The 21958-nt window shown below is 64.4% G+C and carries 20 protein-coding genes; 11 read left to right on the top strand and 9 right to left on the bottom strand.

The window, feature by feature from the left end; genetic code table 11:
• The first annotated feature begins 399 nt into the window (after positions 1-399).
• The gene (locus tag FJW05_RS23390; protein WP_140636054.1) at positions 400-2010 is read left to right on the top strand and encodes a pilus assembly protein; all 1611 of its coding nucleotides are present in this window, start codon (positions 400-402) and stop codon (positions 2008-2010) included.
• Positions 2011-2168: 158 nt separating this feature from the next.
• Here FJW05_RS23390 and FJW05_RS23385 read toward each other — a convergent pair whose 3' ends face one another.
• Both FJW05_RS23385 and FJW05_RS27830 read right to left on the bottom strand, forming a co-directional pair.
• Entirely contained in the window at positions 2169-3290 is a 1122-nt protein-coding gene (locus FJW05_RS23385) for an ABC transporter permease (RefSeq protein ID WP_140636052.1), read from the bottom strand.
• A 3-nt stretch (positions 3291-3293) separates the two neighbouring features.
• Entirely contained in the window at positions 3294-3470 is a 177-nt protein-coding gene (locus tag FJW05_RS27830; protein WP_224627788.1) for a hypothetical protein, read from the bottom strand.
• On the opposite strand from FJW05_RS27830, the gene FJW05_RS27825 reads away from it, so the two are divergent.
• Positions 3447-4043 carry a hypothetical protein gene (locus tag FJW05_RS27825; RefSeq protein ID WP_246673611.1) on the top strand — a complete coding sequence of 199 codons (597 nt, stop codon included), beginning with the start codon at positions 3447-3449 and terminating at the stop codon, positions 4041-4043. The genes FJW05_RS27830 and FJW05_RS27825 overlap by 24 nt on opposite strands.
• Here the strand turns inward: FJW05_RS27825 and FJW05_RS23375 are convergent.
• Genes FJW05_RS23375 through FJW05_RS23365 form a run of 3 tightly spaced genes read right to left on the bottom strand, consistent with a single transcriptional unit; the run spans position 4024 to position 6875 of the window.
• Positions 4024-4632, bottom strand: a complete 609-nt coding sequence (locus FJW05_RS23375; protein ID WP_140636048.1) for an ABC transporter substrate-binding protein — start codon at positions 4630-4632, stop codon at positions 4024-4026. The genes FJW05_RS27825 and FJW05_RS23375 overlap by 20 nt on opposite strands.
• A gap of 9 nt (positions 4633-4641) precedes the next feature.
• Entirely contained in the window at positions 4642-5859 is a 1218-nt protein-coding gene (locus FJW05_RS23370; RefSeq protein WP_140636046.1) for a sulfotransferase, read from the bottom strand.
• Positions 5859-6875, bottom strand: coding sequence for a type III polyketide synthase (locus FJW05_RS23365; RefSeq protein WP_246673610.1), 1017 nt, complete (start codon positions 6873-6875; stop codon positions 5859-5861). Before FJW05_RS23365 ends, FJW05_RS23370 begins: the two co-directional genes overlap by 1 nt.
• A 362-nt stretch (positions 6876-7237) precedes the next feature.
• On the opposite strand from FJW05_RS23365, the gene FJW05_RS23360 reads away from it, so the two are divergent.
• Both FJW05_RS23360 and FJW05_RS23355 read left to right on the top strand, forming a co-directional pair.
• Complete coding sequence (locus tag FJW05_RS23360; RefSeq protein ID WP_140636042.1) at positions 7238-7942, top strand: class I SAM-dependent methyltransferase; 705 nt, start codon at positions 7238-7240, stop codon at positions 7940-7942.
• A complete protein-coding gene (locus tag FJW05_RS23355; protein WP_140636040.1) occupies positions 7939-9111 on the top strand; it encodes an NAD(P)/FAD-dependent oxidoreductase in 1173 nt (390 codons plus the stop codon). The genes FJW05_RS23360 and FJW05_RS23355 overlap by 4 nt, the downstream gene beginning before the upstream one ends.
• A gap of 204 nt (positions 9112-9315) precedes the next feature.
• Here FJW05_RS23355 and FJW05_RS23350 read toward each other — a convergent pair whose 3' ends face one another.
• Positions 9316-11241 carry an LTA synthase family protein gene (locus FJW05_RS23350; RefSeq protein ID WP_140636038.1) on the bottom strand — a complete coding sequence of 642 codons (1926 nt, stop codon included), beginning with the start codon at positions 11239-11241 and terminating at the stop codon, positions 9316-9318.
• A gap of 277 nt (positions 11242-11518) precedes the next feature.
• Here FJW05_RS23350 and fabD point away from each other — a divergent pair, with 277 nt between their 5' ends.
• The 7 genes from fabD (at position 11519) to gmk (ending at position 18474) form a co-directional block, all read left to right on the top strand.
• Positions 11519-12472, top strand: a complete 954-nt coding sequence (gene fabD / locus FJW05_RS23345; protein WP_140636036.1) for an ACP S-malonyltransferase — start codon at positions 11519-11521, stop codon at positions 12470-12472.
• 228 nt (positions 12473-12700) lie between these two features.
• The gene (fabG, locus tag FJW05_RS23340) at positions 12701-13438 is read left to right on the top strand and encodes a 3-oxoacyl-[acyl-carrier-protein] reductase (protein WP_140636034.1); all 738 of its coding nucleotides are present in this window, start codon (positions 12701-12703) and stop codon (positions 13436-13438) included.
• Between the two features lie 198 nt (positions 13439-13636).
• Positions 13637-13873 carry an acyl carrier protein gene (locus FJW05_RS23335; protein WP_006203723.1) on the top strand — a complete coding sequence of 79 codons (237 nt, stop codon included), beginning with the start codon at positions 13637-13639 and terminating at the stop codon, positions 13871-13873.
• Between the two features lie 34 nt (positions 13874-13907).
• Positions 13908-15170 carry a beta-ketoacyl-ACP synthase II gene (gene fabF / locus FJW05_RS23330; RefSeq protein ID WP_140636032.1) on the top strand — a complete coding sequence of 421 codons (1263 nt, stop codon included), beginning with the start codon at positions 13908-13910 and terminating at the stop codon, positions 15168-15170.
• A 168-nt stretch (positions 15171-15338) separates the two neighbouring features.
• Complete coding sequence (gene mltG, locus FJW05_RS23325; protein WP_140636030.1) at positions 15339-16601, top strand: endolytic transglycosylase MltG; 1263 nt, start codon at positions 15339-15341, stop codon at positions 16599-16601.
• Positions 16602-16904: 303 nt separating this feature from the next.
• Complete coding sequence (locus FJW05_RS23320) at positions 16905-17795, top strand: YicC/YloC family endoribonuclease (protein ID WP_140636028.1); 891 nt, start codon at positions 16905-16907, stop codon at positions 17793-17795.
• A gap of 4 nt (positions 17796-17799) precedes the next feature.
• Positions 17800-18474 carry a guanylate kinase gene (gene gmk, locus FJW05_RS23315; protein WP_095767013.1) on the top strand — a complete coding sequence of 225 codons (675 nt, stop codon included), beginning with the start codon at positions 17800-17802 and terminating at the stop codon, positions 18472-18474.
• Positions 18475-18685: 211 nt separating this feature from the next.
• Here the strand turns inward: gmk and rsmA are convergent, their stop codons facing one another.
• The 3 genes from rsmA to FJW05_RS23295 form a co-directional block, all read right to left on the bottom strand.
• Complete coding sequence (gene rsmA, locus FJW05_RS23310) at positions 18686-19531, bottom strand: 16S rRNA (adenine(1518)-N(6)/adenine(1519)-N(6))-dimethyltransferase RsmA (protein WP_246673609.1); 846 nt, start codon at positions 19529-19531, stop codon at positions 18686-18688.
• Positions 19532-19538: 7 nt separating this feature from the next.
• Positions 19539-20573: a 4-hydroxythreonine-4-phosphate dehydrogenase PdxA gene (gene pdxA / locus FJW05_RS23305; protein WP_140636024.1), complete on the bottom strand. Its 1035-nt coding sequence runs from the start codon at positions 20571-20573 to the stop codon at positions 19539-19541.
• Positions 20574-20835: 262 nt separating this feature from the next.
• Complete coding sequence (locus tag FJW05_RS23295; RefSeq protein WP_140636020.1) at positions 20836-21756, bottom strand: peptidylprolyl isomerase; 921 nt, start codon at positions 21754-21756, stop codon at positions 20836-20838.
• Positions 21757-21958 lie beyond the last annotated feature (202 nt).

Raw genomic sequence — 21958 nt, 5'->3', positions numbered from 1 at the left:
GCCCTCGCGGCTAAGCCTCTGCAACTTGTCTGACCCGATCGCGAAAGAGCGGGGAAGAAAGGAGCATCACGAGACGGTCGAGAGCGGAGACACGGGAGGCTGGAAGCCTTTCCGGCTTCGTGTCGCGACCTTTGAAAAGGCCGCGGCCCTCCGTTCAGCCCCCAGCAAGGACCGGCAGATTGCGCGGGTCTATATAGCAATTCGCCAGGAAGGCAAGGCCCGGCCTGCGTCGCCGATGCCGCGGACCTGCGAACCGGCCGTTTCGTTTATACGCGCCAGGCAAGTCTGCCTTAACCATCAAATGCGTTGTTTTCTCAAGCAGCGCCAAGGTGCTCCTGGTTTATTAACATCTTCGTATCTAATGGAATTCATTGCGAAATGCGGCCAATGGGGGCGGTTTTGGCTTTGCATAAAGATTTCTGGCGCTCGAGGAGCGGCAATTTCGCGTTGGTGCTGGCCTTGGGCGTGCCGGCGATCCTGGCCGCGGTGGCGTTTGCCACCGATGTCTCGACGCTGATGCGGGCCAAGAGCAATCTTCAGAACGCTCTCGACGCTGCGAACCTCGCCTCCTCGCATCTCGGCGATGCGGACGTGACCCGCAACGACGTCTTCAACCGCTACTTCCAGGCCAATATCGCCACCCGCGGCGAATTGTCGAATGCCCAGGCGACGCTGACCGTCGACAAGGGCGTCAGCTACGTGAAGACCAAGGCGATCGCCAGCGCCGACGTGAACCTCAACTTCGCGTTCCTGTTCGGCAGCGAACGGCATATCAGCGTCGACGCAGGCGCAGTCGAATCCAACAACCAGTTGGAAGTGGTGTTGGTGCTGGACAACACCGGCTCGATGGCCGGCGCCCGCATCACCGCGCTGCGGCAGGCGACGACGTCCGTGCTCGACTATCTCGAAGCGGTCAAATCGCCGACCCGTCCCGTGCACGCGTCGCTGGTGCCCTTCGTCACCGCCGTCAACGTCAACGGTCCCGAATTCGACCCGGCCTGGATCGACATGGACGGCCAGTCCTCGACCAACGGCGTCAATTTCGAGCCTGTCGACGGCAAGCGTCCCGACCATATGACGCTGTTCAAGGAGCTCGAGGAAGACGTGCCGGTGTCGAAGCGCACCGGCTGGAATGGCACAGGCTGGAAAGGCTGCGTCGAGGCGAGGCCGGGCGCACTGAACATCGCCGATGCGCCGCCGGATCCGTCGAAGCCCGACAGCTTGTTCGTGCCCTATTTCGCGCCCGACGATCCCGACGTCGCCAAGAGGCCGTCCGCCGCCTACGGCAATTCCGCGGCCAGCTACAACAACTCCTATCTCGACGACACCGTCGACGATGTGAAGTTGTCGCAATCGAAGACCAAGCTCGTCGGCAAAAATGCTGAAAAGGTTGCCAAGTACCCGGCTTCGACCAACAAGCTGATCACCGAGGCCGGCAGCACGATCACCATCGGCCCGAACCGCGCCTGCCCGACGCCTATCGTTCCGTTGACCGACGACTTCGACAAGCTGCGCCAGGCCGCCGCCCAGATGACCGAGTGGAACGGCTCCGGCACCAATGTTTCGGAAGGGCTGGCCTGGGGTCAGCGGGTGCTGTCGCCGCAGCCGCCCTATACCGACGCCACACCGTACAAGACGCCGGGCGTCACCAAGGTGGTGATGCTTTTGACCGACGGCGAGAACGTCGTCTACGGCGCCAGCAACACGCCGCAGAAATCGGACTACACCTCCTACGGTTATCTCGCCAGCGGCCGTTTCGGTTCGAGCAATCAGGCGGCGGCGGCGCGCAACGTCGACGGTTGGACGAAGGATGTCTGCACGCAGCTGAAGAGCCAGGGCGTGCAGATTTACACCATGGTGCTGCAGGCCGACACGGCGGCCAACCGCTCGCTCTACAGCGCCTGCGCTTCCGACCCGAGCGACTATTACGCCGTCGAGGACCCGGCCAAGCTGCCCAACGTCTTCCAGACGATCGCCCACAAGTTCTCCAGGTTGCAGCTCACCAACTGACGAGGCTTGGCGCCGCGGCATGAGAACACTCGTGGCGGAACGGGGCCTGCCGCGTCCCTTCTGTGAGGCCGTACGGCGAACAGGGCCAGACTTCCGGACAGATCGATGCTTTTGCCGGCGCTATCGGCACCGAACGCTGCCCCGGCCGACACGACAAGTCAGATCCTGCGGAGCGCTTCAGCGGGCAGAAGACGCGTGGCGCGCCAAGCCGGGTAGAGTGCGCCGAGCGGGCCGGCGATGAAGACGAAGATCAGCGCCTGGGCGATCGACCAGCCTGACAGATAAGGCACGATCAGCCCCGCCGCGAACCTTGTCTTCGCCGCCGCTTCCATGGTCAGGGCGCCGAGAACGATGCCGATAACGCCGCCGGCTGCGCTCATGAAGACGCCTTCGATGAGGATGAGCCGAAGAATCCGCCGCGGCGCCCAGCCAAGCGCCGCCAGAACACCAATCTCGAACGTCCGTTCGTTCACGGCCATCAGCAGCGTGTTGGCGACCGCAACCGAGGCCATCGCCATGACGACCAGCGAAATCGTGCGGGCGATCGCCCGAAGCAGATCGAAGATGCGGATGCTGTTGGCGAACTGCTCGGTGTCGCCGACCACGAATCCCGGCGCGGCTGCAACGAGCCGGGTGCGGGCAGCGGCGATGCCGTCGGCGTCGAGCGGGCGCTTCAGTCTCACCTCGAACAAGGTAAAGGCGTCCTCCCGCGACAGGAGCTGCTGCAGCCCCTCGAGCGGAACGATGGCGCTGTTCTGGTTCAGCATGGACGAGAACGACGCGATGCCGACGATCCGATAGGGCTGGAACTGCAGCTCGACGGTATCGCCGACCCGCTTGTCCAATGCGCCGGCGATCGATTGGCCGAGGATCACCGGCCACTGGTCCCCCGGCACAGGGAGCCGCCCCGCTACGAGCGGCACGTCTTTCCACAGGAAGCTGCCGCTTGGCCAGCCGACCATGACGATATTGGCGTCCTCGTCGGCGGTGGTGATGTTGAGGAGAACGCCCGACACCGCCTCGACATTCGGCACCGCCGAAAGCGCCGGGCCGAGCGCTCTGGGCACGGTGCTGCTCACCAAATTGAAGGTGCTGCGCTGGCTAACCACCAGATCCGCGCCGTTCTCATCGATTCCCGACGCAAATGAGCGCTGGACGCCGGCGGTCAGGCCGGTAAGCGCCACGAAGCCGGCGACCGCCAAGGCGATGCCGAGCACCGTGAGCAAAGTGCGCAGCGGACGTGCGATGAGACCGCGCAAGGGCAGGGTCAGCTCCGTCATGGGCTAGCCGATCCGCGATGCCGGTGCGGGCGCTGAGATTGCCGCCATCCGGCTGTCCGAGCGGATGCGGCCATCCGAGATCTCGACCCGCCGTCCGCACAATGCGGCCACGTCCTCGTCATGGGTCACCACGATCACTGCGGTCCCGAATTCGCGATGCGCATTGCCGATGATGTCCATGACGGATTGGCTTGTCTGCACGTCGAGGCTTCCTGTCGGCTCGTCGGCAAGAAGAAGCTTCGGACGGTTGGCAAGCGCCCGCGCAATGGCAAGCCGCTGGCGTTCGCCGCCCGAAAGCTCGGCCGGCCGCAGCGCAGCGCGATCGGCAAGACCGAAATGCGCCAGAAGTTCCAGCGCGCGAGCGCGACGCTGCTGCGCTCCGCCGAGGTTTCCCAGCAGAGCCACCTCGATGTTCTCGCGCGCCGACAAGGAGGGGAGCAGGCAGAAGTTCTGGAAGACGATGCCTATCCTGCTGGCCCGGACCGCTGCCCACGCAGCACTTCCATTGACGGCCCGTCCTTCGAACCGAACTTCGCCGCGGGTCGGCCGGTCGAGCCCGCAGACCAGGTTCAGGATCGTCGATTTGCCGCTGCCGCTGCGGCCGACAATCGCGACGGTCTCGTCATTCCCGATCGCGAGCGACACGTCGTCAACGGCGACGATGCGGCCGCCGTCAAAATCGCGGCCGACATTGCTCAATTCGACGAGGAAGGACATGAGCGCCGGCGAGGAGTCATACCCGGCCTTTCCTGAGATCGACGACAAGCGCGGGGATCGAGCCGCCATTGCCGGCGAGGATCTGGCTGATGCGGTCCCGCTGCCGCACGGTCACCGACCCGCCGTCGACAAAGACATCGCCGATACAGAGTTGCCCGCGGCAGCGGCGGACACGCCAGTCCACGGATGTTGGGCCGTGGAGCCGCCGGCGGAATTCGCTGCGCACCAGTGTGTCGCCGTTGGCCAGAGTCTTTGTGCCGAGCACGGTGAAAGTCTTGTCCTGCGTCCGCTCCAGCTTGTCGGCCAGCCCGTGTGCGATGGCATAAAGAAGCGCATCGACCACCGCGGCGCGGTCGTCCGCGCTCGCGCTGCGCCAACGCGTCCCGAGCACGGCTTGGGCAATTCCCTTTCCGTCGAAGGCCGCTGAGATCGAGCGGAGCTGCGCCTCGGCGGGCCCGCCGTGCCCGAGCACGAGCGCCGCCTGGCGCACGGTCTCAACCAGCTTGACCGCATCGCCCTGCTCGTCGGCAACCGCCGAAGGGGCGCAGATGCTGAGCAACAGAGGGACGAGCAACAGCCGGGCCAAACCTGCCCAGCTTGCGTATGACCATAGGCCTGCCGTCATGATGCCATGTCATCCAATGCGCGGTTGGCTGTCAATATTGACAGTCCCGGGAGGCAGCGCAGGCACATGCCCGAAATTGGAAGCGAGCGGTTCGAGGCGGGCTAAGCGCGCTTTCTGCCCTTCCGTCAGGTCGGGATGGCGGTTGCGCGGCTGTTTGCCGAACGTCGCGGCGACTTGCAGCATGCGCTCCTCGCAGCCGTGGGAGAATGGCAAGCCCAGTTCGCGGTAGATCCGCTTCATCTCGCCCATCGGATCGGCAATCAGATCCTGTAGCCTCACCTCGGCGAGGTCGGCGGCTGGAATCCGGGTTCTATCAGCCAGATAGTGCATCTCCGTCGCGAGATATTCGCAGGCGATGATCTCTTCCTGCTCGTGCTCGGGCAGCGGCGGCTGCAGGGCGAACGCACGCTGCAACTCGCGCGTCAGAACAAGGTTGGACCGGAACACGGCTTCCGGCGAACGCGAGATGTGGACAAACTTGGCGCCAGGGAACAGCTCCAAAAGGTGGCGGACGCGCGCCGTGTGGCTCGGCGACTTGAGCAGAAGTCGCCGCCCTCCGGCGATGAGCGTGAGCTTCTGGACGAAAGCGAACTGATGTGAGCGCCAGCGGCTCAGCTCTCGCGCCGAGAGCGAGTCGAGATCCTGATATCGATTGAAGAAGGCTTGCCGGCGGGGAAGCACGGCGCGTCCCGCCAGGATCGACATTCCACCCAGATTGTTCAATGCGAAGTCGTCCTCCGCCGGCAGCCTGGCGCCAACCGGCACGACCGCGTCGAGGCGCGTCAACGGCAGCAAGGGCACGAAAAGATAGCGCAGCAAGGCCCAGCCAAGGACGAATGTCTGAGGCGCCAGGACCTGCGGCCAGCCAGGCGATCTCAGGTCCGGGTCCGCCGACAGCAGGTTCTGCAAAAAAGTCGTCCCGGAGCGGAAGTAGCCAAGAACGAACACAGGCGCGTTATCCGGTTCCATCCGCGGAGGCCGCAGCCGCAGCCATGCCCCAAGGATCACGCGCTCCGGCAGAGAGGCGATCGTGTTGATGCCCGAAATCAGGAGCAGGAGCACCAGGCGCGGCCAATAAACGGGAGGTAACCGGCCTTCCGCACGCCATAGGACGCGCAACACGGCGTCAAGAGGTGCCACACACATGAAGTGCGGATACGGCAAGTAGGGCACCAGCCAACGGGCTGCGAAAGCACGGACGCGGTGCCGACTGGCGTTCGACTTCATCAGGCAGTCCGGAACATCATGGTCTCGGTGGTCAATCCCGGCCCAAACGCCATGCCGCAGCCGAGCAAGCCCGACGGCTCCTTCAGCATTTCAGCCATCGCGAACATTACGGTGGCCGACGACATGTTGCCGTATTGCCGGAGCACTTCGCGCGATGCGGCGAGCGCGGCCGGCTTCAGTTCGAGTGCCCGCTCGACTGCGTCGAGCACCGAGCGGCCGCCGGGATGCACCGCCCACAAATCGATCTCCTTGGCGGGCCTGCCGCCGAGGATGGCCGGATGCTCGTTGCGCAGCGTCTCGCGGACGGCACCGGGAACCTGGCCGGACAGCACCATGTCAAAGCCGTCGTCGCGGATATTCCAGCTCATCAGCTCCTTGCGCTCCGCTGCCACGATCGCGTGGAAGCTTTCGAGCAGGATGCCGTGCGGCTCGGCCGTCACCAGCGAGGCCGCGCAACCGTCGCCCCATAGACAGAACGAGATCAGCTTCTCGAGCTCCGTGGCTTCCTTGAAATGCAGCGTGCACAATTCGATGTTGACGATCAGCACGCGGGCCTTCGGATCCGATCGCACGATGTGGCGCGAAAGCTTCAAGGCGTTGATGGCGGCATAGCATCCCATGAAGCCGATGATGGTGCGCTCGACCGACGTCGACAGGCCGCACCGCTGCACCAGCTCCAGGTCGATGCCGGGCGCCGAAAAGCCGGTGCAGCTCGTCACGATCAAATGCGTGATCTGCGAGCGCTCGTCGTTGGCCAGAAGTCTGTCGACGGCCCGTTGCGCGAGCTCCGGTGCGGCGGCTTCGTACATCCGCATCCGCATTGCGGTGCTGGCGAACGAGCCTCTGACCGAGGTTCCGTCGCGGTCGATTGCCCCGCCGCGCGGATCGTCGGCAGGCGCAAAGCAGGAATAGCGATGCTCGATCCCGGCCAGGGCGACCATTCGCTCGAAGAGCGCAAGGCGCTGCGCATCGTTTTCAAGCAGCGAGGCTCCATAGCCGAGGAAGAACCGATGCACGTCATGTTCGGGGACACACGTGGCAATGCCGTTCAGATACGCTTGAGGGGACAAAATAGCTCCGAGAATGAGCCCAATCGGGTCTCAAATGAGCGCAATCGGGCTCATAAGAGGTCTGCGAATTGGAGAAGAAGTGTTCCTAAGGTAAACGCCTGCATAGAGCATTTTATTGCGCGGTGCCGATATTTCTCATTAGCAAACTGTGATATCAGCCTCCGATCTCGCATGAAGGGGCCGACTTTCTTCGCTATCCGGGTTGGGTTCAAATGCGGGTTCCGCGACCAGCAGCGCGCGGCCATGAAGGTACGACCGAATTCTATTTGCCGGATTGCCGGCTGAAGCCTAGATTTCCGATCCATCGCATGACCGACATAGACATCCGGCATCTGGAGCCAGAACTCCTTGACGGCCTCCCGGCTGACGATCCCAGTGCGATTGCGTCCCGTCGCGATCTCGTTCGCATCAATGCATTGATGTTCCAGGCCAGGATCATGGCATCGCTGATGCGGCAAAACGTGCAAAAGCCGCCATTGCGCATCCTCGAAATAGGCGCCGGCGACGGAAAGTTCATGCTGGCGGTGGCGCGGCTGATGGCGCGCCATTGGCCCGACGTCGAGATCGTCATGGTCGACAGGATCGGGCTGATCGGCGAGGACTTGCGCAGCTCTTTCGCTGAATTGGGTTGGCGGGCGCAGCCCGTGACTGCGGATCTGTTCGATTGGACCCAGGACAGGCCCTTCGACCTTGTTTGCGCCAACCTTATCCTCCACCACTTCGACGACATGCGTCTGCAGGAGCTGTTTTCTCGGATGATGACGATGGCCCCGATGCTGGTCGCCACGGAGCCGTTGAGAGCCAAGGTGCCACTTGTGGCGACACGGTTCCTGCGATTGATCGGCGCCTGCGCCGTAACGCTCAATGATGCAGCGCAAAGTGTGCGCGCCGGTTTTCGCGGCACGGAACTTTCACAATTGTGGCAACTGTCGGGTGGAACGCCCGTGATGGAGGGCCGCAGAGGTCCGTTTACGCAAGGATTTGTCGGCGCCAGCATGCCCGACACGAAATGATGCACGACGCAATTGTCATCGGTGCCGGTCCTGCCGGCAGTTCCACCGCCATTGCACTCGCCCAACATGGTTGGTCTGTGGCGATGGTGGAGAAGGTGGTATTTCCTCGCCGCAAGGTCTGCGGCGAATTCATGTCGGGCACCAGCCTTGCCTTGCTCGATCAGCTGGGCGTCGGCGAGAGCTGGCGCGCGGAAGCCGGCCCCGAAATAAGGCGCGTCGGGTTCTTTTCGGGCGATGTGTCAGCGCAGGCGCGAATGCCTGGCGCCAAGACGGGTCTCGGCCGCGCGCTCGGGCGCGATCGTCTGGACACCATCCTGCTACAGGCCGCCGAACGTGCGGGTGTCGAGATCCTCCAGCCTTGCAAGGCAGTCGCTATCCGCCGGCGCGATGACTTGCAATTTCTGACTGTGGAATCTGACCAGCAACAGAAGCTGCTCAGCACACCTGTCATCATTGCCGCGCACGGATCCTGGGAAACCGGGAAACTTCCGAGCCAGCTTGAAAGAACGAGCCAACCCTCCGACCTTTTCGGCTTCAAGGCGCATTTTACCGGCGCCGCGCTGGCGCCCGATCTGATGCCGCTGCTGGTATTCCCAGGCGGATATGGCGGGATGGTAACTGCGGACCATGGCCGGGTTTCGATCTCCTGCTGTATCCGCCGCGATGTTCTATCCGGGCTGCGCCGGCGCTTTGGAAATATTGCGGCGGCGGATGCGGTATCGCGCCACGTCCTCGACTCGTGCCGAGGCGTGCGAACTGCGCTGGCAGGTGCCGAATTGGATGGCCCATGGCTGGCTGCGGGACCGATTCATCCCGGCATTCGGGCCGGCTACGATCAGGGCATCTTCCGTGTCGGCAATATCGCCGGCGAGTCGCATCCTGTCATCGCCGAAGGGATTTCGATGGCGCTGCAATCGGGCTGGCTGCTTGCACGAGAACTGATCGCATCGGGCAAGAGTCGCGCGGACCGCGACGCCGCCGGGCATCGCTACGAACGCGAATGGCGTCGGCAATTCTCGACCCGTCTGCGTGCCGCGGCCTTGATTGCCACAATAGCGCTTGGGCCAGGTGGCGCGTCGGCCATGCGCGCGGTGATCAAGAATTTTCCGGCCGCTTTGACTCTTGGCGCTCGGCTGAGTGGAAAGGTCCAGCCCGTTCCAGGCTTTTGACTTTCAGTGCGTTTTACCGTTTCACGGAAACGGCGAAACGCCCTGTCTCTTTGTTTTTTACGCAATTCCGGACGGAAAACCGCTCACACTTTTCCTGGAATTGCTCTAAATCGCAGCGACAAAACTTTTCCAAGGCCCGGCATCGAAGCATCGTTTCCCGCCACGGACCGGGATAGCCGCGATCGGCTGTGACCGCCGCTCAGCTCAGCTCGTATGCGCGACCAGCCTGCTCACTGTCTCGGGGAAGAAGTCGGGCGCCGAGAGCCGCTTGCCGAACATCATGTCGTATTGGATGAGCCGGAAATCGTTGATCTTCGGATCGATCTGCTTCTGCCTCGCCCAATCCGGCGTTGCTTCGCCCACGGGCGACAGGAGCAGGTTGCGGTCGACCACCCGATAGTGTTCGCGCAGCGCGCCGAGGAAGCCAGTGTAATAGGGGTGGCTGATGCCTGCCGTGGTCAGGATATGGTAGGGCAGGAAGGCCGGGCTCACCGAGCCGATGTTCTCGACCGGACCGGAGCGGTTCGACCAGATGACCAAAGGCGTATCGTGGTGTTCGAGCGCGGCGACCGCCGGCTCCTTGCGCGGCGCGACATTGTCCTTGAGGAAGCCGGTCTCGACATAGACGGGTCCGAGCGGCGGCAGATGGTCGCCGAAGAAGGCGATGATGGTCGGCCGCTGGCGGGCCTTCGCCCAGTCGATCAGGCGCTGCAGGCCGCGGTCGGCGTCGGCCGACCCCTCGGCATAGGAAAGCAGCGATTCCCGCGCCCAGGAACTGATCGGCGCGCCGATCGAATGCGTCGGGTTGTAGTAGCGGTAGGGCTCGTAAGGACCGTGGTTCTGCAGACTGACGGCGAACAGGAACACCGGATCGTCGCTGGCGTCGGCCTCGCGGATGATCTCGTCGGTCATCGCCGCGTCGGAAGCCAGCGGCCCGCGCTTTTCCATCGGCGGCAGCGTCTCTTCGGAGCGAAAGTCGTTGAAGCCGAAATCGGCATAGACGGCGCCGCGGTTCCAGAACCAGTTGGTGCCGGGATGGATGGCGCGCGCCCGGTAGCCCTGGCTCTTCAGGAAGGTCGCCAGCGACGGGGTCGGGGTGCGCACATATTGCTGATAGGGGATCGAGCCGGCCGGCAGGAAGGCGTTGGAAAAGCCGGTCAGCGCCTCGAACTCGATATTGGCGGTCATGCCGCCGAACTCGGGCGAGAACATCGAGCCGGAGCGCAACGCCCTGACCGTCGGGATCGGGTCGGGCTTGATGGTGACGCCGGGCAGGTGCGTCGGATCCCAGAAGGATTCGCTCATCACCACCACGATATCCGGCTTCTCGTCCGGCACGGAAGCGGCGACGTCGGGGCGCTGGATCGCGGCCATCGTCTTCTCGGAATAGCCGGGCGGCGCCGCGACATGCGCCATCGGCACGTTCATCGCGAAGGCCAGCGCAAAGCCGTTGGAGGCGTAATTCTCCTTCTGGTCCCACATGATCGGGATGATCTGCAGCCGGTCGCGCGTCCACGAGAAGGTGGCGTAGTCCATGATCGAGACGAAGAAGGCGAGCAGCGGCACGGCAAGCGCCAGCCGCGCCAGGCGGCCCTTGCGGCTGAGGATCGGCACCCGCCGGCGCCAGGTCCGCCAGCCGTAGACGAGCAGCGTCAGACCGCCGACGATGCCGACCGCCAGCATGACGGCCGTCCACGGCCGCTCGCGCACCAGGAGCGGCATCAGCGCCACGATCTGGCGGGCGAACAGGAAATCCGTGGGATAGAGCGGGTCGCCGAGATAGCGCGATTTCTGGTGGCCGACAAAGGCCAGCGCCAGCGTCAGCGGCGCCACGATCATCAGGCTCTGGTGGCTGCGGCCGAGTATGGCGTCCAGTCCGAGCAGCACCAGGGCGAAGACGATGATGGTGGTCCAGCCGGGCTTGAAGGGCTGCATGAAGAAATCGACTGTGCCGAAGAAATCGCCGCGTACGATCAGCTCGATCGCGAAGACGAGCAGGGCTGAGGCAAGAAGCGTCGACAGCCCGTAGCGTACGGTCGGCCAGGCTCGTCCCGGCAAATAGCCGGTGGACGGATCGTCTTCCAAAAATTGCGGCGCGGGTTTGGCCGCGCCTTTCCTGATCCTTGCCACTTTGCTTCCCCGGCCCTTGTCACGCGTCTTCCACTCGCGTCACGCCACTGTCATCGAAATGTCACGCAAAGCTAGCGCCTGTGGCGGAAATAAGAAGAGCCAGCAAACTAAACGTGAGCGGTTTTCATCAGGTGTGATCGCCAAAAAGGCCTTTTGGAACAGGGGAGTCAGCCGGTTCTTGCGGCTGAAATGCGGGCCGAAGAGACGCCTGCGGGCTTGACTTGGCTGTCCGCCTTGCGCCAGAGGCAGACAAAACCAGCCTCTGGAGAGACCTCAAATGGCCGTCGCATTCACCTTTCCGGGACAGGGCAGCCAGGCCGTCGGCATGGGCAAGGACCTCGCCGATGCATTCCCCGAAGCGCGCCGCGTCTTCGAGGAAGTGGACGCAGCGCTCGGCGAAAAACTGTCGAAACTCATCTGGGAAGGACCGGAAGAGCGGCTGACGCTGACCGCCAATGCCCAGCCTGCGCTGATGGCGGTGTCGCTGGCGGCGATGCGCGCGCTCGAAGCGCGCGGCTTCTCTTTGAAGGACAAGGTGGCCTATGTCGCCGGCCATTCGCTTGGTGAATATTCCGCGCTTGCCGCCGCCGGCTTTGTTTCGGTCGGCGACGCGGCGCGGCTGCTTCGGACGCGCGGCAACGCCATGCAGGCGGCTGTGCCGGCCGGCGAGGGCGCCATGGCCGCGATCATCGGGCTGGAACAGGCCGACGTCGAGGCCGCTTGCGCCGAGGCAGCTCGCGAGGCCGGCAACGGCTCCGTCTGCCAGGTCGCCAACGACAATGGCGGCGGCCAGCTGGTGATCTCCGGCGCCAGGCCGGCGGTCGAGCAGGCGGCGAAGCTGTGCACCGAAAAAGGCGCCAAGCGAGCGCTGATGCTGCAGGTTTCCGCCCCCTTTCATTCGGCGCTGATGACGCCGGCCGCCGACATCATGCGCGAGGCGCTGGCCGGTGTCGCGAAATCCGTGCCGGTGGTTCCGATCGTCTCGAACGTCACCGTAACCCCGACCAGCGACCCCGATGAGATCGCCCGCCGCTTGGTCGAGCAGGTGATCGCCCGCGTGCGCTGGCGCGAGACGGTGGAGTGGTTTGGCGCCCACGGCGTCGCGAGCCTCTATGAAGTCGGCGCAGGCAAGGTGCTGTCGGGCCTGGCGCGCCGCATCAACCGCGACATCGCCACGTCCGCCGTCGGCACGGCGGCAGAGGTCGAGGCCGCGCTGGCGGCGCTTGGCTAGGACGACCGAACCTATCATAGGTGCGATATGGCCAGATCAAAGCCAAGGCGGAGCAAAGTCCAGCGCTCGCGAGACGAGGACTATCGCCTCGCAGCTGAGGTCGTGAAGCGCATCGGGCTTGGACAGGAAGATATCCTTAATTCCGAAGATTTCTGGCACGGTTTGGACGATTTAACGTATACGGAACGCGCATCGCCTGTGGCGCATTCGCAAAAATGAGGTTGGAAAATGTTCGAACTGACCGGCCGCAAGGCGCTCGTCACCGGCGCAACTGGGGGCATCGGCGAGGCGATCGCCAGGGTGCTGCACAGCCAGGGCGCGATCGTCGGCCTGCACGGCACCCGTGTGGAGAAGCTGGAAGCCTTGGCTGGCGAATTGGGCGACCGCGTAAAACTGTTTCCGGCGGACCTGACGAACCGCGACGCGGTCAAGGCGCTCGGCCAGAAAGCGGAGGCCGATCTCGAGGGCGTCGACATCCTGGTCAACAATGCCGGCATCACCAAGGACGGCCTGTTCGTGCGCATGTCGGACGCCGACTGGGATTCGGTGATCGAGGTCAACCTCACCGCCGTGTTCCGGCTGGCCCGCGAGCTGACCCACCCGATGATGCGCCGCCGCCATGGCCGCATCATCAACATCACCTCGGTGGTCGGCGTCACCGGCAATCCCGGCCAGACCAATTACTGCGCCTCCAAAGCAGGCATGATCGGCTTTTCCAAGTCGCTGGCGCAGGAGATCGCCACCCGCAACATCACCGTCAACTGCGTCGCCCCGGGCTTCATCGAATCGGCCATGACCGACAAGCTCAACGACAAGCAGAAGGAGACGATCATGGCCGCGATCCCGACCCGGCGCATGGGCACCAGCGTTGAAGTGGCATCCGCCGTCGCTTATCTTGCCTCAAACGAGGCGGCCTATGTCACCGGCCAGACCATTCACGTCAACGGCGGCATGGCAATGATCTGAGGCTGGGCGGGCGCCTGTGAAAACAGCCATTTCGGCTTGGACGCCCGTCATTTTTCGTGTAATGCGGCCCGCAACCCGGCGGTTCGGGCAAAAACCGGTCCTGTGGCGTTGCGTTGCCCGCAAGACCATCTTTCAGCTTGATTAGCGGCATTCCGCCCGCTAACGAAGATAGACAACCTAAGACGAGGATTGCCCCAAATGAGTGACACCGCAGAGCGCGTCAAGAAGATCGTCATCGAGCATCTCGGCGTCGACGCCGACAAGGTGACGGAACAGGCGAGCTTCATCGACGATCTGGGCGCGGACAGCCTCGACACGGTTGAGCTCGTCATGGCGTTCGAAGAGGAGTTCGGCGTCGAGATTCCGGACGATGCGGCCGAGACCATCCTCACCGTCGGCGACGCCGTGAAGTATATCGACAAGGCCTCGGCCTGAGTTCTTTCGCAGGCATCACCGGGGAGGACCTGCGATGAGGCGTGTCGTCGTCACGGGCCTTGGCCTGCTTTCGCCGTTCGGCATGGGCGTCGAGCATAGCTGGCGGGAATTGCTCTCCGGCCGCAGCGCCTGCCGGCGCGTCACCGAATTCGAGGTGGACGATCTTGCCTGCAAGATCGCCCACATCATTCCGCGCGGCGACGGCTCGAACGGCACCTTCAATCCGGAGGCAGTGCTCGAGCCGAAGGAACTGCGCAAGATCGGCGAGTTCATTCTCTATGGCATCGCGGCCGCCGACGAGGCGCTGGCCGATTCCGGCTGGAAGCCGCAGACACATGAGGACCAGTGCGCCACCGGCGTTCTGATCGGCTCCGGCATCGGCGGCATCGACGGCATCGCCGAGAACGCGATGATCCTGAAGGAACGCGGCCCGCGCCGGATCAGCCCCTTCTTCATCCCCGGACAGATCATCAATCTGGTCTCGGGCCAGGTTTCCATCCGCCACGGCCTGAAAGGCCCGAACCATGCGGTGGTCACTGCCTGCTCGACCGGTGCGCACGCCATTGGCGACGCAGCCCGGCTGATCATGTGGGGCGATGCCGATGTGATGCTGGCCGGAGGCGCCGAGGCACCGGTCACCCGGCTGTCGATTGCCGGCTTCGCCGCCTGCCGCGCGCTCTCCACCGAGCGCAACGACAGCCCCGAAACAGCTTCGCGTCCTTACGATCGCGACCGCGACGGCTTCGTCATGGGCGAGGGCGCGGGCGTCGTCGTCCTGGAAGAGCTGGAGCACGCCAAGGCGCGCGGTGCCAAGATTTATGCCGAGGTCACCGGCTATGGCCTGACCGGCGATGCCCACCATATCACCGCGCCGGCCGAAGATGGCGATGGCGCCTTCCGCTGCATGACGGCGGCGCTGAACCGGGCGAAACTCTCGCCGGCCGACGTCGACTACATCAACGCGCACGGCACCTCGACCATGGCCGACACGATCGAGCTCGGCGCGGTCGAGCGGCTGGTCGGCAATGCCGCCTCGAAAATCTCAATGTCGTCGACCAAGTCGTCGATCGGCCATCTGCTGGGCGCCGCGGGTGCCGCCGAAGCGATCTTCTCGATCCTCGCCATCCGCGACAACGTCGCGCCGGCAACCATCAATCTCGACAATCCGGAACGCGAGACTGCGATCGATCTCGTGCCGAACAAGCCGCGCCAGCGCCAGATCGATGTCGCGCTGTCGAATTCCTTCGGCTTCGGCGGCACCAACGCCTCGCTCGTGTTCCAGCGTTACAATGGCTGAAAGGCAAACCCGGGCAATCCCGGGAAGGGTGCTCAGCGCCTTTCCGCTCGGGATTGCTCGGAAACCCACAACCAGCCGGCAGTCCCGCCATCTGCCGTCATTTTTGCCAAATTCTTCCCTAGTTTGTAGCTAGGGGATTCGTTGCAAGATCAGACGGTAGGGCGCGCCATGAGCACAAATCCTGGGAGCACAAATCCGGGCGGCGACGGGGATTTCGCACGGCAGGGCACAAGGCCGATCATGCCGAAGACCGCGGCCGAGGCGTTGCGCCCGGAAGCCGGCACGCCGCCGCCGTCGAAGCGCTCGCGCGCCTCGCGCAGCCAGTTCGTCGTGTTCCTGAATTTCTTCCTCTCCATGGTTATCCTTGCGGTGCTCGCCTCGGGTGCCGCGCTCTATTTCGGCATGCAGGCTTTCGTCGAGCCCGGCCCGTCCGCCAATGGCGACACCTTCATGATCAAGCCGAACACCGGCGTGCAGGAAATTGCCGACCAGCTGGAACGCCGCAGCCTGATCAGCGATGCCCGCATCTTCCGGCTCGGCGTGCGCGCCACGGGCAATGAATCGGCGCTCAAGGCTGGCGAATATGCCATCAAGCCTCGCGCCTCGATGCGCGACATCATGGAGCTCTTCAAGAGCGGCAAGTCGGTGATGTACTCGCTTACCATTCCCGAAGGGCTGACGGTCGAGCAGGCGCTGCAGCGCGTCGCCGATCAGGAGGCACTCACCGGCGACATGCCGTCGACCTTGCCGCCGGAAGGTTCCATCGCCACCGACACGCTGCGCTTCACCCGCGGCGCCACCAGGCAGCAAATGGTCGACAAGCTGGTCGCCGACCAGAAGAAGCTGGTCGAGGATGTCTGGTCGCATCGCGCGGCCGACCTGCCGATCGCCAACATCGACGACTTCGTCACGCTCGCCTCGATCGTCGAGAAGGAAACGGGCAGGAGCGACGAGCGCTCGCGCGTCGCCGCGGTGTTCCTCAACCGCCTGGCCAAGGGCATGCGGCTGCAGTCCGACCCGACCATCATCTACGGCCTGTTCGGCGGCAAGGGAAAGCCGGCGGACCGGCCGATCTACCAGTCTGACCTCGACAAGCAGACGCCCTACAACACCTACATGATCAAGGGCCTGCCGCCGACGCCGATCGCCAATCCGGGCCGGGCGGCGCTCGAAGCGGTCGCCAATCCGTCCAAGACCGACGACCTCTATTTCGTCGCCGACGGCAATGGCGGCCATGTCTTTGCAGCGACGCTGGAAGAGCACAACCAGAACGTCGTCCGCTACCGGGCGCTGCAGAAGAAGCAGGCTGATGCCGCCGCCAAGGCCTCCGGCCAGACGACGGCGCCGGCAGCCCCCGATGGCAACGCCGACAGCAGCGACGCCGGGGCCAATGGCGAGAATGGCGACGCCGGCGGCGACGACGCGCAATAGGCGCCATGCATGTCGCCCAAAAGTGCGCAGCGGTTTTGGGAAAACGACATGCATCGAAACTCAATGCATGTCGCCCAAAAGTGCGCAGCGGTTTTGGGAAGACGACATGCATCGAAACTCATTGCATGTCGCCCAAAAGTGCGCAGCGGTTCTGGGAAAACGACATGTACCACACGGAAGCACGCGTCCTTTGACGCGAGGCCATATTCATGTTTTGAGGGGGCGCCGGCCGATCGTTCGGCGATTTTGGGCGCGCAGCGCTGGGCAACGCAGCCTTGGCTGCGACAGGGGGACGACAGGGCAATGAGCCTGCAAAGCATGACCGGTTTTGCGCGGTGCGCCGCTGAAAGCGAGGGCACCTCGATCGCCTGGGAGGTGAAATCGGTGAACGGCAAGAGCGCCGAGGTGAGGCTGAGATTACCGCAGGGTTTCGACCGGCTGGAGACCGCCGTCCGGCAGACCGTTCAGAAGCGTTTCGCGCGCGGCAATTTCCAGGCGACGTTGACCGTCGGCCGCGCCGCCGCACGGCAAATCCAGCCGGTGGTCAACGAGGCGTTCCTCAGGGACCTGGCAGGGCTGGCCAAGCGTTTGCAGGAGCAGTTCGGCACCGAGCCCGCCACCGCCGACGGCCTGCTTTCCCTGCGCGGTGTGCTGGACATTCCCGAAGCCGTGGAGACGGAGGAGGAGCGGGCCGCTCTCGACGCCGCGATCCTGTCTGCGCTCGAGATGGCGCTCGCCGGGCTGGAGCAGGCGCGCCGCAGCGAGGGCGCGGCGCTGGGCGCGCTTCTTGCCGGCCATGTCGATATCATCGAGGCGCTGACGCTGAAGGCCGAAGCCGATCCCTCGCGCGAGCCAGCGGCAATCCGCGAGCGTATCGCCGAGCAGGTGCGCCTGTTGACGGATGCTTCGGCCAATCTCGACGCCGTCCGGTTGCACCAGGAAGCGGCCTTCCTCGCCACCAAGGCCGACATCCGCGAGGAGATCGACCGGCTGAAGACGCATGTCGCTTCGGCGCGCGCGCTGCTCAAAAGCGGCGCCGCCGTTGGCCGCAAGCTCGATTTTCTGGCGCAGGAATTCAATCGCGAATCGAATACCTTATGCTCCAAGTCGAACGCCGCCGCGGTCACCGCGATCGGGCTGGAGCTCAAGGCGGTGGTCGACCAGTTTCGCGAGCAGGTCCAGAATCTGGAGTGACGGGATGGTTGCCAAGGAGCCGACGGCCGCCAGGGATCTGGGGTCCCGCATCCGCCGCCGCGGATTGATGCTGGTGCTGTCGTCGCCGTCGGGCGCCGGCAAGTCGACGATCGCGCGCAATCTTCTCGAAAGCGATGGAAGTCTCGAGCTTTCGGTCTCCGTCACGACAAGGCCGCGCCGCGGCTCGGAGATCGAGGGCGTCCACTACCACTTCCGCACCATGCGCGAGTTCGAGCGGCTGCGCGATTCCGACGCGCTGCTGGAATGGGCCGAAGTGCACGGCAATTGCTATGCGACGCCGCGCGAACCGGCGGAAATCGCGCTGGCCGAAGGCCGCGACATGCTGTTCGATATCGACTGGCAGGGCGCCCAGCAGCTCAAGGAGAAGATGCGCGCCGACATCGTCTCGATCTTCATCCTGCCGCCGTCGATGAAGGAATTGAAGGCGCGCCTGAAGCGCCGCGCCGAGGACCAGGAATCGGTCATCGAGACAAGGCTGAAGAACGCCCGCCTCGAGATCGAGCATTGGAAGGAATACGACTTCGTCATCGTCAACGACGATCTCGACCGCGCCTTCGCCGAGGTCCGCGCCATCGTCACGGCCGAGCGGCTTCGCCGCGACCGGCGGCCGGGGCTGTTCGACTTCATTTCGGGATTGCTGGACGAGAAGACGGGGTGACTCTCCTTCTCCCCTTGTGGGAGAAGGTGGATCGGCGCGAAGCGCCGAGACGGATGAGGGGTGTTGGAAGGAACGAGGCACTGATGATTAAGACGCTTCAAACGCCGATTTCGTCATCGTAGCGATCCTTCCAGCACCCCTCATCCGACCGAGCTTCGCTCGGCCACCTTCTCCCACAAGGGGCCCACAAGGGGAGAAGGGAAGGACGCAGCTACACCGCGTTGGTCAGCTTAACGAACTCTTCCACACTGAGCGTCTCCGCCCGCCGCGTCGGGTCGATGCCGGCCCGTAGCAGCAGCGCCTCGCCGCCAAGGCTCTTTACGCTTTGCCTTAGCATCTTGCGGCGCTGGCCGAAGGCGGCCTCGGTGACCCGGCCCAATTTTCTGGCATCCACGGGCAGTGGAGATAAGCGGGGCACCAGATGCACCACCGATGAAGTGACCTTCGGCGGCGGCGTGAATGCCTGCGGCGGCACGTCGAAGGCGATCTTCGCCTCGGTGCGCCAGCCGGCCAGGACGCCGAGCCGGCCATAGCCGTCGCTGTCCGGGACCGCCGTGATGCGCTCCGCCACCTCGCGCTGGAACATCAGCGTCATCGATTGGTAAAAGGGCGGCCAATCGGCCACCGTCAGCCAGCGGATTAGAAGCTCGGTGCCGATATTGTAGGGCAGGTTGGCAACGATCTTCACCGGCCCGCCGTTCGCCGCGCCGACAAGCGCGGCAAACTCCGTCTTCAACGCATCGCCGGGAATGACCTCCAGGCGACCGGGATAATGGCTGGAGACCTCGGCCAGCGCTTCGAGGCAGCGCTCGTCGCGCTCGATGGCGATCACGCGCCGCGCGCCGTTGAAGAGAAGCGCCCGCGTCAGTCCGCCCGGACCCGGGCCGACCTCGATCACCGTCGCCTCGCCGAGATCGCCGGCGGCACGCGCGATCTTGCCGGTCAGGTTGAGGTCGAGCAGAAAATTCTGCCCGAGCGCCTTCTTGGCCTGCAGGCCATGCCGCTCGATCACCTCGCGCAACGGCGGCAACCCGTCGATTGTTGTGCGCCCGCTCAATGGATCCTCACGCGGCGGCGGCCTGCCGTCCATGGTCGGCCAGGCGGCGCGCCAGCCTTAGCGCGGCGATCAGGCTGTCGGCGCGCGCAATACCCTTGCCGGCAATGTCGAAAGCGGTGCCGTGATCGGGCGAGGTTCGGATGAAGGGCAGGCCCAGCGTCACGTTCACCGCCTCGTCGAAGGCTAAAGTCTTGGCCGGGATCAGCGCCTGGTCGTGATACATGCAGAGCGCCGCGTCATAGGAAGCGCGCGCGCGCGGATGAAACATCGTGTCGGCCGGCAGCGGTCCGATCGCGTCGATCCCTTCCGCTTTGAGCATCTCGACGGCCGGCGTCACGATCGCAGCATCCTCCAGGCCCATGGCGCCGCCTTCGCCGGCATGCGGGTTGAGCCCGGCGATCGCAAGCTTCGGCCGCGCAATGCCGAAGCGGGTCTCGAGATCGGCGGCGGTGATGCGCGCGGTCGCGACGATCAGCTCCGTCGTGAGCAGCTTCGGCACTTCGGCCAAAGCGATATGGATGGTCACCGGAACGGTGCGCAGATCCGGTCCTGCCAGCAACATCACCGGCGTCACATCCCTGCCGGTGTGGCGCGAAGCCAGATGTGCCAGATATTCGGTGTGGCCGGGAAAGCCAAATCCGGCATCATAAAGCGGCTTCTTGGCGATCGGGCAGGTGACTATCGCCGCGGCGTGGCCGGCGAGACAGTCGGCGACGGCGCGGTCGATGGCTTCGATGGTGCCGGCGGCGTTGGCCGGGTTCGGCTCTCCCGGGCTGTCGAAATGACGCGCATCGAGCGGAACGACAGGCAGAGCCCGGGCAAAGTGGTGCGCTGCCTGTCCCGGGGAGGTCTCGGCGATCGTCACATTCGCGCCGACCAGGCGGGCGCGGGCTTCGATCAAAGCGGGGTCGGCAAGCAGGTAGAAGGGCGGCACACCGGCGCTGTCGCCAGCCTGCCAGGCGGCGATGGCGATCTCGGGCCCGATGCCCGAGGGATCGCCGACACTGAGCGCCAGCGGCGCGTGGGTCTTCTGCGTGCTCATGCGGTCGGCTGGCTGCGGCATCGCACGCTTGTCGCTCAGAGCATGATGCCGAAAAGCATGCAGCGGTCTTCTGGCGACATCATGCTTCGTTTCTTCGGTTTGGAGACGGATTCGGATTTCAGGTCGGACCGACCTGAAATCATCCGGCTCAGAGCATGATGCCGAAAAGTATGCAGCGGGCTCCGGGCGACATCATGCTTCGTTTCTTCGGTTTAGAGACGGATTCGGATATCAGGTCGACTCGACCTGAAATCATCCGGCTCTAGCGCTCGACGATCTTGGCCTTCTGGCGCAGCTCGGCGACATATTTCTTGCTGAGCTCGTCGGCGTCCTTGTCGTTGCTGCCTTCGGCCTGGAACACCATCTGCGCGGCCTTGTCGTCGGAAACCTCGCGCGAGGAGCAGATGCCGATGAACTCGACGCCGCGCTCGGTCTCGCGGGTTGGCGTCGCGGCGCCGACCTTGGTCGCCTTGATCTGCTCGGCCCAGTCGGACGGCAATTGCGGCGCCAGCACGCGGCCGAGGTCGCGCACGGTGACGTCGATCAGGCCCTTGGCGAATTCCCGCGTGGTGCTGCAGCCGCTGAAGCGGGCGCGCATGGCGTCGGCCTCGCGCTTGCGCTTGGCGAGTGTGCCGGCGCGCTCCGATGCCGGCACCACGAAGATCACCTGCTGCAGCATGTATTCCGTCGCGGTCGGCTTGGCGCCGCCCTTGTCGAGCATGCGCCGCACGGCGTCCTGCTCGGTCACCGAGCCGCCTTCGCCGGAGCGGTAGCGCGCGCTGAGCGCCTGGTTCCAGGCCATCTGGGCACGGATGAATTCCTTGAAATGTTCCTTGGTGACGCCCGACTGCGTCATGATCGCGTCGAGTTTCGCCAGCGGCATCTTGTTGCCCGAGGCGAAGCGCTGGTAGGCGGCTTCGACCTGCTGATCGCTGATGCGGATGCCCAGCCGCCTGGCCTCGGCCAGGCGCAGCGTCTGGTCGATCATCTCCTGCGCGGCATCGCCCTTCTTGTGCTGCAACTTGAAGAAGGCGGCGCGGTGCGCGATGTCGCCGGTGGTGATCGCGATGTTGTTGACGACATACTTGATCTCAGCGGCGAAAGCAGGCCGCACGACAGCCGTGACCGAAATCGAGGCCGCCACCAGAAGCGCGAATCCCGCTGAAAACAGGTATTTCCTCATCTTACCTTCCTAATTTTCCCCATCCCGATTTTCCGCCATCGCGGCGCCGCGCGTCCTCCGAACGCCTGCGCGATGCAGTCGACCCCATGCCCATCTTATGCGGCGAAACGATGTCGCCGGCGCATGGCCCCGGGAAACGCGGCCCATTCTCGAAGGAACGCGCTCCAAATCAAGACCAAAGCCCATCAGCGCCCCAGCCGGC

Origin of the sequence: Mesorhizobium sp. B2-9-1, assembly GCF_006439455.1 — a bacterium.
Classification (GTDB): domain Bacteria; phylum Pseudomonadota; class Alphaproteobacteria; order Rhizobiales; family Rhizobiaceae; genus Mesorhizobium.
This window is presented reverse-complemented; position numbering and strand designations above follow the sequence as displayed.

Excerpts from the sequence above, each read along its gene's own strand:
- FJW05_RS27825 (WP_246673611.1), top strand. The coding sequence starts at position 3,447 with ATGCGCATTGCCGATGATGTCCATGACGGATTGGCTTGTCTGCACGTC.
- FJW05_RS23335 (WP_006203723.1), top strand. The coding sequence starts at position 13,637 with ATGAGTGACACCGCAGAGCGCGTCAAGAAGATCGTCATCGAGCATCTC.
- fabF (WP_140636032.1), top strand. The coding sequence starts at position 13,908 with ATGAGGCGTGTCGTCGTCACGGGCCTTGGCCTGCTTTCGCCGTTCGGC.
- FJW05_RS23385 (WP_140636052.1), bottom strand. The coding sequence starts at position 3,290 with ATGACGGAGCTGACCCTGCCCTTGCGCGGTCTCATCGCACGTCCGCTG.
- gmk (WP_095767013.1), top strand. The coding sequence starts at position 17,800 with ATGGTTGCCAAGGAGCCGACGGCCGCCAGGGATCTGGGGTCCCGCATC.
- FJW05_RS23295 (WP_140636020.1), bottom strand. The coding sequence starts at position 21,756 with ATGAGGAAATACCTGTTTTCAGCGGGATTCGCGCTTCTGGTGGCGGCC.
- fabD (WP_140636036.1), top strand. The coding sequence starts at position 11,519 with ATGGCCGTCGCATTCACCTTTCCGGGACAGGGCAGCCAGGCCGTCGGC.
- mltG (WP_140636030.1), top strand. The coding sequence starts at position 15,339 with ATGAGCACAAATCCTGGGAGCACAAATCCGGGCGGCGACGGGGATTTC.
- FJW05_RS23370 (WP_140636046.1), bottom strand. The coding sequence starts at position 5,859 with ATGAAGTCGAACGCCAGTCGGCACCGCGTCCGTGCTTTCGCAGCCCGT.
- fabG (WP_140636034.1), top strand. The coding sequence starts at position 12,701 with ATGTTCGAACTGACCGGCCGCAAGGCGCTCGTCACCGGCGCAACTGGG.
- pdxA (WP_140636024.1), bottom strand. The coding sequence starts at position 20,573 with ATGAGCACGCAGAAGACCCACGCGCCGCTGGCGCTCAGTGTCGGCGAT.
- FJW05_RS23320 (WP_140636028.1), top strand. The coding sequence starts at position 16,905 with ATGAGCCTGCAAAGCATGACCGGTTTTGCGCGGTGCGCCGCTGAAAGC.
- FJW05_RS23375 (WP_140636048.1), bottom strand. The coding sequence starts at position 4,632 with ATGACGGCAGGCCTATGGTCATACGCAAGCTGGGCAGGTTTGGCCCGG.
- FJW05_RS23355 (WP_140636040.1), top strand. The coding sequence starts at position 7,939 with ATGATGCACGACGCAATTGTCATCGGTGCCGGTCCTGCCGGCAGTTCC.
- FJW05_RS23360 (WP_140636042.1), top strand. The coding sequence starts at position 7,238 with ATGACCGACATAGACATCCGGCATCTGGAGCCAGAACTCCTTGACGGC.
- FJW05_RS27830 (WP_224627788.1), bottom strand. The coding sequence starts at position 3,470 with ATGGACATCATCGGCAATGCGCATCGCGAATTCGGGACCGCAGTGATC.